This is a genomic window from Methylomonas sp. EFPC1 (genome assembly GCF_016925515.1).
Taxonomy (GTDB): domain Bacteria; phylum Pseudomonadota; class Gammaproteobacteria; order Methylococcales; family Methylomonadaceae; genus Methylomonas; species Methylomonas defluvii.
The window spans coordinates 3,583,714-3,601,004 of the sequence record NZ_CP070494.1; the positions used below are offsets into that span (position 1 = coordinate 3,583,714).

Below are 17,291 nucleotides of genomic sequence, written 5' to 3' on the forward strand. Positions count from 1 at the left end.
TTCGTACACAAAATGCGTTTTGGAAAAATCTTTAAGCTTTCCATTGGCCGAATTGATCGAGTCGCTCGACATTGTCGGGTAAAAACACATGTACCTGGTTACGGCCTTTTTCCTTGGCTCGGTAGCACGCGCTGTCGGCGTTATTTAAAAACTCATCGACATCTCGAACAGTACACGTCACCGCAGCTACTCCGATACTGGCGCTAACGGTAAATTCGGTATCCCCCCAGTTAAATTTGAAATTGCGCAGGCTGTCGCAGAGTTCATGGGCGATATTTCGCGCCTGATCAAGCGTGGTGTGTTCCAGCAATAAGGCGAACTCGTCACCGCCCAGCCTGGCCAAGGTGTCGCGTTGCCGCAGCTTGGAGGATAAAACGGTACTTATTCTGCGCAGTAATTCGTCTCCGGCCGCGTGTCCGCAGGTATCGTTAACCTGCTTGAAATGATCCAGGTCGAGATAACAGAGCGCATGTTGAAAATAGCCGGGGCGGGCACTGGCCAATACTCTGGTCAAGCGTTGTTCGAAGGCTGTCCGATTTACCAGCCCGGTCAAGGGGTCGTGACTGGCCTGATAGGCCAAACTCTGGATTTTGGCGTCAGATGCCGACATGTCCCAAAATACCAGCACCACGCTGTCTACAAATCCATCCAGCCCTACCGGATAAAACGAATACTCGACCGGAAATGAACGGCCATCCTTGCGTTTAAACTTAGCGATACTACGCTGAGCTACTATGTCGCGGGCGAGTTCAGGCGACCCGAGAGCTTCCAGCGCTAGCGTTAAATCATCCGCCATCATGGAAACGATGTCGTGTCCCAGGGCATCTTTCTCAGCGTAACCCAACATCTGCAACGCGGCCCGGTTAACGAAGCTGCAACGACCATTAGCATCAAGACCTACAATACCTTCGCCGGCCGAGTCGAGCAGTAAGCGAAAGCGCCTCTCGCTGTCGCGCGCCTCGGTATTGGCGTGTTTGAGCTTCACCAAGGTTGCGTCAAGGCTGGCATTGGCGGACTTGAGGATGACGCATTGTTTTTCCAGTTGCTCAGTGCGCTTAAACACCAGTTCCTCCAGGCGCTGCCGGTAATAGCTCAGCTCCTGCTCGGTTTCCTTGTCTTTGGTAATATCAACCAGAACGCCCTGCAGAAACAAACTTTCGCCAGCTTCATTCCGCACCACATTAGCTTCGTCCAAAAACCAGCGATGGTGTCCGTCATGTTTGCGTAATCGGTATTCGCATCGCAAAGGCGCACGATGTTCATAGGTATAGGCGTAGGCTTCCGCGGTCACGGCCAGATCATCCGGATGCACCCGCTTAAGCAAACCTTGCGGATCATCAAGCCAATCTTGCTCGGGAAAACCCAATTGAGAAATTTGCGGGCTGACATATAACAGCTTTACCGGCGTTTCCAGCGATGCGATATAGGTGATAACCGGCATTTGATCTACCAAGGTCCGGTACTTAGCCTCCGCCTCACGCAATTGCTCCAGGGCTTCGGTCTTCTCCACAAACATTTGCTGTTCGCGCTGTTCTCGGCAAATTTCAGTGGGGGATTCGGCGTCCGCGACGTTAGTGCAGTCGTGAGATTCGCCCGCTAAAGATGCCTCATCATCCGATTCTACCTGCATCAGGGTGGACACATTAGGCTGCTTGAGCGTTTCCGATTGATTGGCGAGATACGCGGCGTCCTGCATATCCCGCAGTTGCCGGTCCCAGCGCACTCGTTCGGGCTGACGGTCTTCGGCGAGTTTAAGACCATGATGACTGGGTTCTCCCTCGCACAACGCCGAATCGTGATCCTGAAACCCCGCTAAGGAATGTTTGTTAGCCATCCGGTTGGCAGGGTCGTGGTCCATAACTAGTAAGCAGCTATTGGCTTTGGCGGATGCAGTGTTCATAAAATCGCCCCCTATCGGTGACTGGGTTTCAATAGCCGGAGTGACCAGACAAAACCACTGGGCGATTTCTCACCGCCGGTAGGTTTTATCAGCCAAACGCGTAGCGCCTGCTGAGATCTTTGGCATGTCCATAAGTCGTTATTGCGGTAATAGGTTTGGACAACGGCGACGGATTGACGCTAATAGCGAGTAGCCGAGCAAACTCGTTTTTGATGACCTGATAGCACTCGCAACTTTGCGCTTCCAGGCCGGCGCGCTCCAGCACGCTGATGTGACCACGGCAATACCGAATTACCCCGGCTTGCTGTAATTTCCCGGCAGCCTCGGTGATGCCTTCGCGGCGCACGCCCAATAGGGTAGCGATGGATTGTTGCGTTATCGCTATCTCGCTACCGCTCTGCCGGTCCAGGATCATCAGCAGCCAGCGGGAGAATTGCTGTTCGATTGAATGGTGCCGGTTGCAGGCCGCTATCTGCGTCATATGCGTAATCAGTGCCTGGGTATAGCGGAGTAACATGCCATGTAACGCGCCGCTACGCTGTCCGCCTATCCGTTCAATTTCCTCCTCAAATAGACTCCTGCACAAACGATAGGCATAGCCCGGCATCACGACTACGGCTTGATGCGGCATGGATTCGCCGCCCATGAACAGCGATATGCCCAGCATGCCTTCGTTGCCAATCAAAGCCAGTTCGCGGGAGGCGCCATTCTCAGTAAAGTAAAGCTCCGCTATCACGCCGGTGACGGGAAAGTAGACATAACGCAAAGACTCATCCGGTTCACAAAGCGCGTCGCCACACTCCATTTCAACCCGTTCCAGTAAACTTGAAACACGGGCATACTCGGGTTCAGGCAGCATAGCGAGAAGCTGGTTTTGTCTTGGATGGTCCAATTCACTCATCAGTTATTTCCGGATTGTTTGGCGAGGGGTAAATCAAGTATTCATATTGCTGAAACGGTAAAGCCATACCAACATAGCGCGTTTTAACACAGCCGCTATCCGCTAAAAATACGTACTGCTACTTAGATTGAAGATAAGATTGACAGGGCTAATTTTTCGCCAGCATACTTCCGCGCGAACTGGGGCAAGAAGCCAACTCTAGGCATAGATTTTCACAAACTAAGGCCGGCTATTTTGGCTTATGCCCGGGTTAAGACCCGGTTGCCGCCTCCCGCTGTTGCCGAAACAGGGCTTCTCGGCTAGCCACATCCGTATAATAGGGCTTGTGTTACAACCATCGAAAGAATGCCTGAAGCGGTCTAAATTCTGTCCAAAATAGAAGATGTCTCATGACTGACGAGCGCTGTAAGTCTGCACACCCTGACAATACTGTTCGACAAGGAGCTCAGAACAGCCCCCCAAACTCAAGCAAAACCAACTGTTCCCTGGATGCTCCAGAAAAAATTTTGCATGAGCTGCAAGTACGACTGCTTGAATTAGAAACCCAAAATCAATCGCTGATTCAGGCGCGAGACCGCTTCCAGCATCTTTACGATTTCGCCCCGCACGCCTGCCTCACACTCAGCCCGGACCAGCGAATATCTACCATCAACTTTGCGGCCGCCGCCTTATTGGGTGGTGAGCGTCAACACTTAATTGGCCGTCATTTTTCAAGCTTGATTGCCGATCAAAGCCGCGACTTTTGGCAACGGCATTTATCGCAGATTCAGCAACGTAGCGAAATTCAGCCTTGCGAATTGCCAATGCTGCGTGACGATAACGCTGCATTTCCTGCCAGACTCGACTGCCTGATGCTCACCGGTCTCGCCGACCAGCCGGAACTGCACATTACCCTCACCGATCTCAGTCGACAATCACAAACAGAATCACCTGTGCAGGCGCAAAGCCCGGCACTGTGCGCGGCACTTATACAAGCCGCGCGGGATGCCATTGTCTGCATCGACGCAAAACACCGTGTCGTATTATGCAATCCCGCAGCCGGCAAGTTGTTCGGCTGCCGCGCGGATCAAGCCATTGGCGACGCTATCGAACGCTTTATTCCGGCTGGTTTTCCGGCCATTTATTTAGCACCAACAGGCGATAGCGATCATCAGTCTAAAGAACTTCGCACAGTAACCGGTTTGCGCGCTAACGGCGAAGAGTTTCTTATAGAAGCCGTGATTTCCGAGATAGACACTGGCCAGCAAACCTTGTATTGCCTTGTCCTGCGCGATGCAGACGGACGCAGCCCACTACCAGCCGAACATCATTTACAGGATCAGCTGTCCAAAGTGGCGGCTTCCGTACCCGGCGTTATTTGTTCTTTTCGTTTGGCTGCGGATGGCTCAGCCAGCATGCCTTATGCCAGTCAGGCGCTTGAATCTTTGTACGGACTGCCGCCCGAAGCGGTGGCCGAGGACTTTAGTCCGGTATTCGCCAGGGTGCATCCCGACGACATCAAACTGATCAACGAAACCATCAGCGAATCGGCGCGCAGCCTGACGCCTTGGCGCGACACCTTTCGCTACCAACACCCTAGTAAAGGCGAAATCTGGATTGAAGGTCATTCCATGCCGATGCGGGAACAGGGCGGCAGTATTTTGTGGCATGGCTATCTCCAAGATATTACCGCGCGAAAACAGGCTGAATCGGTCTATCGCGACCAGGATAGGGAACTGCAACTGATCATGGATGCCACGCCGGCGCTGATCGCCTATTTGGATGTTGATTTTCGCTATGTACGGGTCAATGCAACATATGAACACTGGTTCGGCATCTCTCCGGAACAGGTTATCGGCCGCACCGTGCCGGAAATTCTGGGTGGCGCGGCCTGGGACATAGTCCGCCCGTATCTGGAGCGGGCATTGGCGGGCGAGCCGGTTAGTTTTGACCAGCAAATTCCTTATGGCAACGGCAAACCCCGCTGGGTGCATGCGACCTATATTCCCAATGCCGATGAAGCCAGCAGGTTGAAAGGTATTGTGGTGCATGTGATCGACATCGAAGAGCGCAAACTGTCCGAGCAGAAAATTGCCCTATTGAACCAACGCTTGGAACGCCGTCTGGAGGAAATGCAGGTTATTTACAACACGGTACCCATTGGACTCGCCATCGCCAATGACAATAGCGGACAACATATCCGCGGAAATCGGGCGAATGAGCAGATGCTGGGCCTGCCCCCCACCTCGGAACTTTCACTATCGAGCCCAACCCCGCCGGCCATCACAGTATTGCAAAACGGCTATCCGCTGGCCGCTGAAGATCTGCCGATTCAGCGTGCTTGCCGGGGAGAAGTGGTGAGCGACGAGACGCTGGATATAGTCCGCCCGGACGGGAAAGTGATTACCGTGGTGTCCAATGCATCGCCCTTGCTGGACAATAAAGGGCAGCCGCGCGGGGCCGTTGGCGCATTTTTGGACATTACACCACTGAAAGTCGCTGATGACGCCCTGCGCCGTAACGAGGCTTTCGTACGCTGCGTTCTGAATTCGCTGCCCGCGCATGTGGCAGTACTGGATGATAGCGGCTTGGTGACGACGGTCAACGCGCCCTGGGATTGCTTTGCTATCGAGAACGGCGGTTCGTCCAGTCAATTGTCGGAAGGCGCCAATTACCTTGAAGTTTGCCGCCGCTCGTCGGCAGCAGGCGACCGGGACGCACAGAAGGCTTTGACCGGCCTTGAGAGCCTGATAGCGGGCCATCAACAGGAATTTATGATGGAATATCCCTGTCGAACCGCGCTGGGTGAGCTTTGGTTTATGATGCATGCCAAACGCATTACCCAAGGTTTCCAGGGCATGATTATTACCCATGTAGACATTACCGAACTGAAACGCACCCACGCGGAATTGCGGCATACCGAGACCCGCCTGGCACTGATCATCGACGAAGTGAATGCCGGTTATTGGGACTGGGATTTGGTCTCGCAAACCTTATTTCTCTCGCCGGAATGGAAACGGCAAATCGGTTTTGACGACCATGAGATGCAAAACCGCTGGGAGGAATGGGAATCTCGCTTGCATCCGGATGATCGGGTATGGGTCCTGGCAGCCACCAAAGACTACCTGTCCGGGCATGTATCCGCTTACGAACTGGAATTCCGCTTACGCCACAAGAATGGCTCCTACCGCTGGATACATTCGCGCGGCAGCTTATTGCACGACAAAAATAATCGGCCTTATCGCTTGCTGGGCATCAATTTCGACATCACCGACTATAAACTGACCCGGGAATTGAGCGAACGCCGAAATCGGATGGAACAGTCATTTCGAGTATCGTTGGCGACGCAGACGATAGCGGCGATTGCCCACGAATTAAACCAACCCCTGGCCGCTATTTCCTCTTATGCCGACGTGGCGTTGCGCCTCTACCAATCGGAAAAACCGGATTCCCAAAAACTCAACCACGTACTGGAAGCCTGTGTGCAACAAGCTCAGCGTGCCGGCGAAGTCATCAGACAATTATTTAGCCATTTGAATAAAACCGAGGCCGTCGGTGAACGGGTCGATATTAACTTTCTCGTGACAGAAGCCTGCGCGTTTATAAAAAACGACAAAACCCTAGACACTTTAAACATAGAACTGGACCTTGCCGCCGACTTACCGCAGACCACGGTCAATGCGCTGCAAATTCAAAAGGTGCTGGTCAATCTGATCATTAATGGTCTGGAAGCGATGCAAGAACACGGTAAGCTATCCGAGGTATTGCGCATTACCACCGGCCGATACGCCGACGATCCTGATATGGCGGTAGTCTGTGTTTGTGACAGCGGTAAAGGCCTGGCGGACGCCACTGCCCTGAAAATGCTGTTTCAACCCTTTTACTCGACTAAACCCGCGGGACTGGGAATGGGCTTGGCCATCAGCCGTGCCTTGATTCAAGCCCATGGCGGCCAACTGTGGGCGGAGCGGAATGTCGGCGACGGCCTTAGCCTGTTCTTTACCTTACCGTTTGCGAAATGAATACTCAGCCCTGCTTATTCGTGGTGGACGACGATGATGCAGTCCGCGACAGCTTGGGTTTGGTATTTGAAACCGCGGGCCTTGCGTATCAAACATTTGCCAGTGCCGAGTGCTTTCTGGAAAGCTATTCTCCGGAGCAGCCAGGCTGTCTGGTGCTGGATGTCAACATGCCGGGTCTGGATGGTCACGAACTGCAAGCCGAACTTATCCGCCGCCACATCCACCTTCCCATTATTTTCCTGACCGCCTATGGCGACATACCGATGACAGTGCGCGCGATGAAGGCGGGAGCTGTTGATTTTCTGACCAAACCGGTCAGCACCGAACTATTGCTCGACAGAGTACAGGCCGCGCTACAGCTTGAAGTCAACACTCACGCACAGGCCAATAAAGGACAAGCGCTGTGTAATCGGCTAAGCGGGCTGACGTCACGCGAACTTGAGATTATGGGGATGGTGGTGGCTGGTCTAACCAACAAAGAAATAGCCAGGCGTTTGGGGATTAGTCACCGCACCGTTGAAATCCATCGCGCCAAAGTGATGGAGAAAACCGGCGCGCCGAATCTGCTGGAACTCGCCCGCATCTATGCGGCCTGCCGGCTTTGAATTTATCTATCCCGTTACCCCGCCCTTCACTACCCTTGTTTCTATGCCGGCGGAAGGCCGATAGCCCCAAATGCACGTTATTAATAGAGCTGATGAATATTACTAATTTAACAAATCCTGTTTTTTGACTTACCGTATGCCGGCGTCAAGTAAAACCCCATATACAAGACCCGTTAGCAATACCAAATCCGAAAATAGGTGTAACGATGGCTAGAGAAAAACTGACTACTGCTCAAATAAATCTGCTGAATAAATGCCCTAAGGAATGGGCTGTCGTACCGGTTGGATCCACTAATAAAACATTGATTGCGCTCATGAAAAAAGGCCTGGTCGATTCGCGGCTATTAATCAATACATTGTTCCCTGAGCTGTCCAGGTGCGAATGGCGCATAGCGCCATAGCCGCCAAAACAATAAAAAGCGCTTGCAGGCCTGCGTTGTTCGGCGGAATAAGACATAGCCAATAATGTCTCCCGGATTTTTGGATCGCCATCCAAATTACAGGTAATGATTGATCAACTGCCGCGGTTACCGGGAACTTTGTCCAGTAAAATGACATCCGAAAGCTAAGTTTGATTGAGCATTTGGGCCGGTACATTTAAAATCCCTACCTAGATACTCAGATTTTCTTGAGAAGCTTATTATTTTGGTCGAATGTTATTTAGGTCGTATTTTTTTTACATCAATTCGCCGGTTGTCCTCTACAGCATGCGTGTATGCGGCGGCATAGGTCAGTGGTAGCCACTATGATGACTAGCGATGATTCGGCACGCCGCCGAGGGGCGCGCCGTCAGCAAGAACGCCGGACTAATCCGTTCGCCTTCAACTCAGCGGAGTGGATCGCTTTCGTTCAGCAACAATATGTGCTGTGGCCAAAACAAGACCGGCGGGTTTTGGATCGCCGGCGGGCCGAGCGCCGCGAGATTGATCGTCGCGCCGGACTGCGCGACGCGGAGCGGGAAATCCCGTTTCAACGCACTCGCTGGTTTTCCGCAGAGCACATCCTCGACGACGAGGAAAAGCAAATGATCCAAGCGTTATTCGCCGAAGAAGAGTAAGCGGCCCGGCGGCCGGCATCAACGCAACACGATGTCCGCCGGATGCCGCACCTGCACGGCAAAACGCTGTTTCGAGCGCCTCACCCACCCCCGCACTTCCACATCCTTACCCACATAGGTTTCCAGCGGCGGAAACAAGCCGGCCGATATTGGCTCGACACTGATGGATACCGCATCGGAGAATTGCAGGTAGCTGTGTTTCGCTGTGTTTTTGAGCGCGCGGATGCGTCCTGTTAAGCGTTTCCAACCCTGGTAATTACCCTCATCGAGCAGTTCCGCCGCCAGCGGCGCGTAGGCTTGGTCCCCCCAAATCCCTAATTTGGCTTGCTCGGCACTGCGCTGAGCCGACAGCAAGCTGTCGAGATATTTGAAATTCGGCGGAAAAATGTTAACCGTGGCCAATCCGCGTTTCACCAATTCCAGGTTGATATGCTCCTTGTCCTCGGTAAACACGTAGGCCAAAGTGCGCTGATATTTGTCCTGTTTTTCCACATCGCCTTGCAGGAATACCTTCTGATGCTCCAACTTTTGCTTCAACCAGGCCTTGGCCTGCTCGCCGCCGGCTTCTGCTGACTTGTTACGGCCGGCAACCTCCGGGGTATTGATCCCTAAAAAACGGACTTTCTGGCCGTCGCTTAGTAAGATAGTATCGCCATCGAACACCTTTTCTACCCGATAAAAGGCGACGCCGGGATCGATGCTTAAGACTTTGGCGTTTTCATTGCCATGGTCGGCATAGTGGCGGCGACCTTGCGGATCGGTCCATTGATAGACTTCGGCAGATAGCAAAGCCGGCAATATCGCCAACAGCCAGAGACAGTGTTTAGTGCTTTTCTTCATTTTTTTCGATCACCATGACTAACCAACAGATTATCGCCGCTACGCAGGCCTGGCTAAAAACTTTTGTTATTGAATACAATATTTGCCCGTTTGCCCGCCGCGAGCAGGAGAAAGGCAGTATTCGCTATCAGGTCGTGTCGAGCAACAGCATTGAGGATAGCCTGGAAGCGGTCATTGCCGAGTGCGAGCATCTCGATTCCGAGCCCGACACCGAAACCACCTTGCTGATATTTAATGAGGCGTTTGCCGACTTCGAAGATTTCCTGGATTTGCTGGCTATCGCGGAGCAATTGCTGATTGATCAAGGCTACGAAGGCATCTACCAATTGGCTAGTTTTCACCCGGACTATTGCTTTGCGCAAACACCGACAAACGACCCCAGCAATTACACCAACCGTTCCCCCTACCCCATGCTGCATCTGATTCGCGAAGACAGCATCGAAAAAGCCGTCGCCAGTCATCCCGACCCGGAGGGTATTCCAGACCGAAATATTGCGCTGACCCGTGAATTGGGCCTAGAAAAATTGCGGGCGATTGTCAATGCCTGCTACCAACAGTAGCGAAAACCTTTACCCGTATGCGTTCGGTTTTCTCGTTTCAAGATTAGCCGAGTTCTGATATGGCAAAGCGGCGGCGCAAAATAAGTCTTTCGAATTGTTGTTACGTCAGGATTGCATAGAGCCGTTCACGAGGGAGCTTGACTCGCGCCGGTTTATGCGCGGCCATCTCAGCGGCTCACTTTGAGTCCTCGGCTTTTTAGCAATTGCCGAATTTAGGTGATAATTTATAGCCGGGAGTGGGCACATGAAACAACGTTTTCCAAGAATATCGGCATTTGGGTTGGCAATCGCCGCTGGCTTGGTCGGTATCTTGGGATTTGTGGCGCTGATGGGCTTGAGCCTGCAGCAAGAGCGCGATAACCACAGAGAACACGCGCGTATCGAAACAGCAAATATCGCTCTGGTTCTGGAGGGGCATGCGCTGGCCACCCTACAAAAAATCGATCTGATTCTGAAAGATATTCAGGGGCATATTCGACCCGAGGACATGCGCAGCAGCCAATTCGATAACGCCGTTGAAAACCATGCTATGCAAGCCTTGCTGCAGGAAAAGGCCAACGATATTCAGCAAGCGGCGGTGATCGAGATCGGCGGAATCCAGATATTCAATACCAACGGCGATTGTATCTACAGTTCTATCGATGCTCAGCCAGCCATCAATGTCGCCGACAAAGAAAGCTTTCAATTTCATAGGGATCATCGCCAGACTGGCTTACACATTTCCCCGCCGGAAATATCACGTACTCTGGGCATCTGGCATATCTCCCTGACCCGGCGTATCGATTTTCCCGACGGCGGCTTTGCCGGATACGTTAACGTCATCGTGCAATTGAGTTCATTCGAAAGTTTTTACGCGACGTTGAACCTTGGCGAGCACGGCGCGGTGTTACTCCGCGACGAACAGATGAGGCTTTGGGCACGCCATCCGCATCTGGAAGCCAATCTAGGCAAAACCATGCCTAACCACCCCCTGCACCAATACATCGCCCAGGGCATGACCCACGGCTCCTATCTACAGCCCGGCCCGGGCGATGGCGTCAAACGCCTCTATAGTTTTCGACGGGTCGGCGATTATCCTTTGTACGTGCTGGCCGCCATCGCCGAACAGGACTATCTCGCCGAATGGCGGAAACATTTGGCCTGGTACGGCACGGCCGGACTCGTCATTTTGATCGCTTCGTTAGTATTAGCCTTGGTTGCGCGGCACAGCCGTTTGAAATGGCAGAACGACGAAAGAAATTACCGCTACATTATCGAGAATGCACCGGTCGGCATTTTTCAGAGAAATTTTGCAGGTCAGTTTAGCTTTCTGAATCTCACTTTGGCACGCCAATTGGATTGCGACTCCGTCGATACCTTTCTGCAACGGTATGTGCCGGCCGAGAAGCTGTGGGCCGATCTCGATCAATTGAAGTTGTTTTATCAGTTGTTGCAGACAAATAAAGAGGTACGCGGCTTTGAAGCGCAAGCGGTGCTCGTAACCGGGCAAACTAAATGGTTCTCGATGTCCGCTTATCTGGATGAAGAAAACGGACAGATCAACGGTTTTACGCTTGACATTACCGAACGTAAGCAAGTCGAAGAGCAGCTCAAAACATCGGAAGAGCGTCTGCGCTTGACGATGGATGTGGCACAAATCGGCATTTTCGATTGGGACGTCAAAAAGGACAGTTTCGAGATGTCACCGATTTATTTCACCATGCTGGGCTATCAAGCAAAACCCGGCCCCGGTGATCGTAACGAATGGCTGGAGCGCCTCCATCCCGACGACAGGGCCGGCATCGCCGAAAAAATTGCGGCCGTATTGTCGAAACGCGCCAATGCCTACAGTTACGAAGCCAGGATGCGCCATGCCAACGGCAGCTATCGCTGGATCAGTGTTAAAGCATTCTGCGTGCAGCGCGACGACGACGGCATGGTTAGCCGTATCCTGGGCATACGTATGGACATCACCGACCGCAAACGCTACGAAGTCGAATTGGAGCACTACAAAAATCATCTCGAACACCTGGTAAACGAGCGCACGACGGAGTTGTTGGACGCCAGGAAACAAGCCGAAAGTGCCAATCTGGCCAAATCCGATTTCTTAGCGAACATGAGCCACGAGATACGTACCCCGATGAACGCCATCATCGGCCTGACGCAACTGGCACTGGATACCGAGCTAAACCGGAAGCAACACGATTACCTCAGCAAGGTATTGAATTCATCGCGAGCCTTGCTGGGTATTCTGAATGACATTCTCGATTACTCAAAAATCGAAGCCGGGCGCATAGACATTGAGGCCATCGAATTCAGCTTGGAAGACATACTGCGGGCAACGGCAGACTTGTTCTCCATCCGTGCCGATGAAAAAGGCCTAGAGCTGTTCATCGATATAGCACAGGATGTGCCCGATCAGTTGCAGGGCGATCCGCTCCGCCTCAGCCAAATCATTAACAACCTGGTCGGCAACGCCATTAAATTCACCCATCAAGGCGAAGTCCACCTTCGCGTCGAGACTCAGGAAAGAACGGACAATGCCATACGCCTGCGTTTTGCGGTGAGAGATACCGGCATCGGCATCACGGCCGAACAAGCCGGCCAACTGTTTCAGCCTTTCGCGCAGGCCGATGCCGGCATCACCCGCAAATTCGGCGGCACCGGCTTGGGGCTGACAATCTCGAAACGCCTGGTGGAATTGATGGCGGGAGAAATCACCCTGGAGAGCGAACCCGAATCCGGCAGTACCTTTGCCTTTACGGTTAGACTAGGCCTGCCGGTCGGCGTTTCGTCCAGCGAGCAGACACAGGGCTGGCGTTTGCAGGGTTTATGCCCCATGCGCACCCTGGTGGTTGACGACCAGGAAACTTCACTGACGATACTGCGCTCGATTTTGGAAAGTTGGCAATTCGAAGTGGCGACGGCCGATTCGGGCGAAACAGGTTTACGCTTGTTCGCCGAAGCGGCGCGATGCGGCAAACCCTTTGAGCTGTTGTTATTGGATTGGAAAATGCCCGGCATGAACGGTCTGGAACTAGCCGAGACCATAGCCCATGACGAGCATAACAGCCGGCCGCCAATATCCATCATGATCACAGCTTATGAGCGCGAGGCGCTGGCCAAGTCGGCGGGCAACATTCCAGTGGACGCGATCATCGCCAAGCCGGTCACACCCTCCAGCCTGCTCAACACCCTGATCCAACTGCAACGAAACGAAACCAGCCAGCCTGTTCCCGCCGCCGAAGTATTCAACGCCACCCGAACCACGCTGGCAGCTATCCGCGGCGCGCGGATTTTGCTGGTCGAGGATAATCAACTCAATCAACAGGTGGCACAGGAATTTCTGATTAAAGGCGGCTTGGCGGTCACGACTGCCAACAATGGCCTGGAGGCCTTGGCATGCCTGGAGAAATCCCATTTCGATGCGGTGTTGATGGACCTGCATATGCCGGTGCTGGACGGCCTGGAGGCCACCCGCAAGATTCGCCAATTGCCGGCGTTAAAGGAATTGCCCATCATTGCCATGACTGCTGCGGCGATGAATCAAGATAAAGAGGCCTGCGTAGCGGCCGGCATGAATGACCACATCGCCAAGCCGGTCGAACCGGAAGAACTCGCCAATGCGCTGGCGAGGTGGATCAAGCCCAAACCCGCTACGGCGCAGCAGGAAAAAGCTGCCGACATTCGCCCGGATACCAAGGCGATTGCCCAACTCGAGAGCAATCTGCCAGGCGTGGCGGTGCAAGCGGCTTTGGCCCGGCTGGGAGGCAACATCGCCCTTTACCGGCGCCTCTTGCTGGCGTTTGCCGAGCAGCATCGGAACGCTGCAACACTATTGCGCCAACGACTTGCCAATGGCGATTCGGAGCAACTGTTTTTACTCGCTCACAGCCTGAAAGGCGAGGCCGGCAATTTAGGCCTCGGCGCACTTCAAGCCTCGGCCGACCGACTGTGCCGGATGCTCAAAGGCGGAGAGGAGAGGAATTTGACGGCGCAAACGGAAATACTTGCACAGGAATGCGAGGCGGTACTCCTGTTATTGAGTCAGTCATTAGAAGATGCTGACGATAGGCGGCTTGCCTTATCGGTTAATTCAGAAAAACTGTTTAAACATGCCAATCTGCTGCCCGACCTACAGAAATTGCTTCGCCAATTGAAAACTAAGAATCTGGATGCCCGGTATTCGGTCACCGATCTCGTCCACAAGATAGGCGATCATGAACTCGCCTTGGAATTTGCGGAAATTGCGCAAGCGACACAAGAATTGCGCTACGATGCAGCATTGATTGCATTAGAGAAACTCTTAGAGCGCAATAGCTGGACAGACCATGAATAGCCAAGATAAACGACCGAAAATACTGATCGTAGACGACTCCTTAAATAACATCGAGGTGTTGAGCAACATCTTGGGCAAGGGATACAGCACCCGCTTTGCCAGCGATGGCTCCGAGGCTTTGGCGCTGATTGGCCTCGACGCGCCGGACCTGATATTACTGGATGTCGTCATGCCGGGCATCGACGGCTTCGAGGTTTGTAAGCAACTTAAAGCCAACCTCGCGACTCGCGATATTCCGGTGATTTTTCTGACCAGCTTGGATAGCGCCGTGGACGAGGAGTGCGGTCTGTCGCTGGGCGCCGAGGATTTTATTCACAAACCGGCATCCGCGCCGGTGGTGTTGGCCCGGGTCCGTAATCATCTGGCCCTGGCCACCACCAGGCGCGAGCTGAAACAGCATAACGACAATCTTGAGCAATTGGTGGCCGAGCGCACGGCAGAGTTATTTCGCAAAGACAGGCAGCTAATCGCCGCGCAAAGCTCCATCATCGCGGCTTTTTGTGCCTTGGCGGAGGTCAGGGACAACGAGACCGGCAACCATATACGCCGTACCCAACGATACGTGCAGCTGTTGGCCGAACGGTTGCGCACCAATGCTCGCTATAGTCTCACCGATGGCGCCATCGAACTATTGTTTAAATCCGCGCCTCTGCACGACATCGGCAAGGTTGCCATTCCCGATGCGATACTGCTTAAGCCGGGAAAACTATCGCCGGATGAATGGACAATTATGAAAACGCACTGCGCCGAGGGAAGGTCTGCCATCTTGTCGGCGGCGCGGGATTTTGGCGACAGCGACTGGTCGTTTTTAAATTACGCGGTGGAGATCGCTTATTGCCACCATGAAAGATGGGATGGCGCCGGTTATCCGCAAGGGCTTTCGGGAGAGCAAATCCCGCTGAGCGCCCGTTTGATGGCAGTCGCCGACGTTTACGACGCTCTGATCAGCAAACGGGTTTATAAAGAAGCGTATCCCCACGAAGAAGCGGTGCGGCTGATCGCTAAAGGCCGGGGAACGCACTTCGATCCGGATGTCACCGATGCCTTTTTGGCTATCGCCGAGGCATTCGATGAAACCGCTCAGCGCTACAAGGATGTCGGCGACGCCAAGCCTGCCATGGAAACCAAAGCGCATTCGCTATCAGCTAAATCCTGAAAGACATAGCAAGGTTCATCTTGCCGGTACAACAAACAACCTGGACGGAAAAACCCGATTAATGCCAACGTGCATCAAATAGCTTGCTTTCATCCCCTATCCGCGGACAAAAACGGATTGGCTATATGGAAAACCGCGCAGATGGTCAATCTGGCTCATTCAGACCTAAAACCCCGCTAAGCCTTGGCCCGCAAGGGTATTCAAGTTTGAATGGCCTAATAACTTATGAGTAGTAATCAAAATCCTCTTTTTTCTCTATCTTGAAGCCCGGCTCGACATTGATTTCAATATCCTTGAGTTTGGTTTTTTCCGGGGCCGGCGTAGCGCGTACCTCCTCCATAAACGCCTTGAACCAAGGGGCATTAATCACGCCGGCCATATCGTCGTCTTGCAATATATTTTGTTCGTCGGGCAAACTACCAAATTCCCTGGCGGTTTGCAGTGCGGCCAAGCAGGCGTCGTTATCGCCGCGCAACGCATAAACGCAGGCCAGATTGTAAGCCGCGCTGCCTTTTTGAATGGCGCAGGCCTTCTCGAAAAAATCTTCCGCCAAATCGTAAAGGTCGGGCTTCGCCGCCTCGGCACTGATGCGGGCCAATTCCATAAATGCTACGCCGCCGTCTATCGCCGCCCCCAAATAGTTAGGCGAAATCAATAAGCAAAATGAAAACTTGGAAATGGCATCTTCGTAAATTTCAATAGCGGCTTTCGGTTCTTGAGTCCGGGCTTCGTGTAATAGCCCAAATCCCCAGTGATACAGCGCTTCGGAGACGATCAAATGGTCGGCAATGACATTAGCAAAGCCTTGATACGCACCCTTGTATAGTTGCTCGGCTTTGCTGCCTTCGCTTTTACGGGCCTGGGCAACTTGCTTGATCGCCGCGTCCAGGGTGGAACGCTTTTTAAATGAACTCAATAGCGACATCGATGAATCCTCACTTCTGTTTTATAAACCGGGTTACGATAAAATAGCTGGGCATACTACAACATCCCAACCGGAAAATGTTAATGAACGACTCTCTCCCCGATCTGGAAAAAGCCAAGGTGAATTTGGAAACCTCGTCCATTCCCTGGGCCGAGTTGCAACGATTTTTCGCGGCCGGCCTGGCAATCTCGGTTGCAAAGGAACTGGATCTGGTAGAAGTGGCTTATCAGTTCTCGCGCGACAACAAGGCGCAAGTTGAGCAATGGCTGGAAGCCGGCCTAATCGGTCATGTTTCGGATCGACAGGCCGGCGAATGGATCAGTGCCAACAGTTCGGTGTGGGCTGTGGTGGTCAGGCCCTGGGTGTTAGTTCAGGCAAATACTTGCGCGCCAGCCAATAATCCACACTGACAAACCGGCCGCCGCCCAGGAAAAACAAAGCCAGCAACATGACGAAATAGGTGGCGGCAAACTCAACCCCGTTATTCAGTATCACCAAGGCGCCGTTCTCGGTCAGCCATTGATAGTCGCCCTGCACCTGTAAAATTTCCTTGGCCCGCTCCAGTCGCTCTATCGCACCTATCGTACGTTCGCTAGCAAAAATGCCGCTACCGGCCGCAATGGCCAACCAGCCGTTTTGGAGATGCGCGCTGACCGCTGCGACCACCATGATGATCATCAATGGCAAAGTGATAGGCCGGGTGGCAAAACCTAACAGTAAAAACAAGGCGCCGACAATTTCAAATAGCGCGACCAGAAACACCAACACATAGGGCGCCGGCAAACCCAAGCCCCATTCAGCATTACCAAACCACTCGGCCGTGTCGGAAAAATTGGCAAATTTTTTGGTACCCGCCATCCAAAATACCGGTGCCAAATACAGCCGCAGCAACAGCGGCGCCAAAAAATCCACGCATTTAGCAGTATCGCAACTGCGTTGCGACAGTTGCATAATCCCCGGTAGTTTATCGATAACCACCGCCATTAACGCAGTAAAAGACGTATTATTCATATTCATTCCCCTCCCCC

Annotated in this window: 12 protein-coding genes; 7 read left to right on the forward strand and 5 right to left on the reverse strand. The window is 53.0% G+C overall.

Features of this window, described 5'->3' with window-relative positions:
* Positions 1 to 31: 31 nt before the first annotated feature.
* Both JWZ98_RS16470 and JWZ98_RS16475 read right to left on the reverse strand, forming a co-directional pair.
* The gene (locus tag JWZ98_RS16470) at positions 32 to 1,900 is read right to left on the reverse strand and encodes a diguanylate cyclase (protein ID WP_205450997.1); all 1,869 of its coding nucleotides are present in this window, start codon (positions 1,898 to 1,900) and stop codon (positions 32 to 34) included.
* A gap of 88 nt (positions 1,901 to 1,988) precedes the next feature.
* Positions 1,989 to 2,801, reverse strand: coding sequence for a Crp/Fnr family transcriptional regulator (locus JWZ98_RS16475; protein WP_205450998.1), 813 nt, complete (start codon positions 2,799 to 2,801; stop codon positions 1,989 to 1,991).
* A 506-nt stretch (positions 2,802 to 3,307) separates the two neighbouring features.
* Between JWZ98_RS16475 and JWZ98_RS16480 the strand changes: the two genes are divergently transcribed.
* The 3 genes from JWZ98_RS16480 to JWZ98_RS16490 all read left to right on the forward strand — a co-directional run bounded on the left by JWZ98_RS16480 (position 3,308) and on the right by JWZ98_RS16490 (position 8,464).
* Positions 3,308 to 6,802 (forward strand): PAS domain S-box protein, encoded by a 3,495-nt coding sequence (locus JWZ98_RS16480; protein WP_205450999.1) that lies wholly within the window; start codon positions 3,308 to 3,310, stop codon positions 6,800 to 6,802.
* A complete protein-coding gene (locus JWZ98_RS16485; RefSeq protein WP_205451000.1) occupies positions 6,799 to 7,407 on the forward strand; it encodes a response regulator in 609 nt (202 codons plus the stop codon). Before JWZ98_RS16480 ends, JWZ98_RS16485 begins: the two co-directional genes overlap by 4 nt.
* Before the next feature lie 745 nt (positions 7,408 to 8,152).
* Positions 8,153 to 8,464 (forward strand): hypothetical protein, encoded by a 312-nt coding sequence (locus JWZ98_RS16490; RefSeq protein WP_051669669.1) that lies wholly within the window; start codon positions 8,153 to 8,155, stop codon positions 8,462 to 8,464.
* 18 nt (positions 8,465 to 8,482) lie between these two features.
* On the opposite strand, the gene JWZ98_RS16495 is transcribed toward JWZ98_RS16490, so the two are convergent.
* Complete coding sequence (locus tag JWZ98_RS16495; RefSeq protein WP_205451001.1) at positions 8,483 to 9,304, reverse strand: thermonuclease family protein; 822 nt, start codon at positions 9,302 to 9,304, stop codon at positions 8,483 to 8,485.
* Between the two features lie 14 nt (positions 9,305 to 9,318).
* Here JWZ98_RS16495 and JWZ98_RS16500 point away from each other — a divergent pair, with 14 nt between their 5' ends.
* From JWZ98_RS16500 to JWZ98_RS16510, 3 genes are all read left to right on the forward strand, one after another.
* A complete protein-coding gene (locus JWZ98_RS16500) occupies positions 9,319 to 9,864 on the forward strand; it encodes a DUF1415 domain-containing protein (RefSeq protein WP_205451002.1) in 546 nt (181 codons plus the stop codon).
* 244 nt (positions 9,865 to 10,108) lie between these two features.
* Complete coding sequence (locus tag JWZ98_RS16505; RefSeq protein ID WP_205451003.1) at positions 10,109 to 14,182, forward strand: response regulator; 4,074 nt, start codon at positions 10,109 to 10,111, stop codon at positions 14,180 to 14,182.
* Positions 14,175 to 15,338: a two-component system response regulator gene (locus JWZ98_RS16510; RefSeq protein WP_205451004.1), complete on the forward strand. Its 1,164-nt coding sequence runs from the start codon at positions 14,175 to 14,177 to the stop codon at positions 15,336 to 15,338. Before JWZ98_RS16505 ends, JWZ98_RS16510 begins: the two co-directional genes overlap by 8 nt.
* A 223-nt stretch (positions 15,339 to 15,561) precedes the next feature.
* Here JWZ98_RS16510 and JWZ98_RS16515 read toward each other — a convergent pair whose 3' ends face one another.
* On the reverse strand, positions 15,562 to 16,263 hold the full coding sequence (locus tag JWZ98_RS16515; protein WP_205451005.1) for a hypothetical protein: 702 nt from the start codon (positions 16,261 to 16,263) through the stop codon (positions 15,562 to 15,564).
* 83 nt (positions 16,264 to 16,346) lie between these two features.
* Here JWZ98_RS16515 and JWZ98_RS16520 point away from each other — a divergent pair, with 83 nt between their 5' ends.
* Positions 16,347 to 16,673: a DUF2288 domain-containing protein gene (locus JWZ98_RS16520; protein ID WP_033155566.1), complete on the forward strand. Its 327-nt coding sequence runs from the start codon at positions 16,347 to 16,349 to the stop codon at positions 16,671 to 16,673.
* On the opposite strand, the gene JWZ98_RS16525 is transcribed toward JWZ98_RS16520, so the two are convergent.
* The gene (locus JWZ98_RS16525) at positions 16,615 to 17,274 is read right to left on the reverse strand and encodes a DoxX family protein (RefSeq protein ID WP_225892884.1); all 660 of its coding nucleotides are present in this window, start codon (positions 17,272 to 17,274) and stop codon (positions 16,615 to 16,617) included. The genes JWZ98_RS16520 and JWZ98_RS16525 overlap by 59 nt on opposite strands.
* Between the last annotated feature and the right edge of the window lie 17 nt (positions 17,275 to 17,291).

What these genes read in the sequence shown, in the direction of transcription:
- JWZ98_RS16485 (WP_205451000.1), top strand. Translation starts at nt 6,799, where the DNA reads ATGAATACTCAGCCCTGCTTATTCGTGGTGGACGACGATGATGCAGTC.
- JWZ98_RS16500 (WP_205451002.1), top strand. Translation starts at nt 9,319, where the DNA reads ATGACTAACCAACAGATTATCGCCGCTACGCAGGCCTGGCTAAAAACT.
- JWZ98_RS16520 (WP_033155566.1), top strand. Translation starts at nt 16,347, where the DNA reads ATGAACGACTCTCTCCCCGATCTGGAAAAAGCCAAGGTGAATTTGGAA.
- JWZ98_RS16475 (WP_205450998.1), bottom strand. Translation starts at nt 2,801, where the DNA reads ATGAGTGAATTGGACCATCCAAGACAAAACCAGCTTCTCGCTATGCTG.
- JWZ98_RS16525 (WP_225892884.1), bottom strand. Translation starts at nt 17,274, where the DNA reads ATGAATAATACGTCTTTTACTGCGTTAATGGCGGTGGTTATCGATAAA.
- JWZ98_RS16505 (WP_205451003.1), top strand. Translation starts at nt 10,109, where the DNA reads ATGAAACAACGTTTTCCAAGAATATCGGCATTTGGGTTGGCAATCGCC.
- JWZ98_RS16495 (WP_205451001.1), bottom strand. Translation starts at nt 9,304, where the DNA reads ATGAAGAAAAGCACTAAACACTGTCTCTGGCTGTTGGCGATATTGCCG.
- JWZ98_RS16515 (WP_205451005.1), bottom strand. Translation starts at nt 16,263, where the DNA reads ATGTCGCTATTGAGTTCATTTAAAAAGCGTTCCACCCTGGACGCGGCG.
- JWZ98_RS16490 (WP_051669669.1), top strand. Translation starts at nt 8,153, where the DNA reads ATGATGACTAGCGATGATTCGGCACGCCGCCGAGGGGCGCGCCGTCAG.
- JWZ98_RS16510 (WP_205451004.1), top strand. Translation starts at nt 14,175, where the DNA reads ATGAATAGCCAAGATAAACGACCGAAAATACTGATCGTAGACGACTCC.
- JWZ98_RS16470 (WP_205450997.1), bottom strand. Translation starts at nt 1,900, where the DNA reads ATGAACACTGCATCCGCCAAAGCCAATAGCTGCTTACTAGTTATGGAC.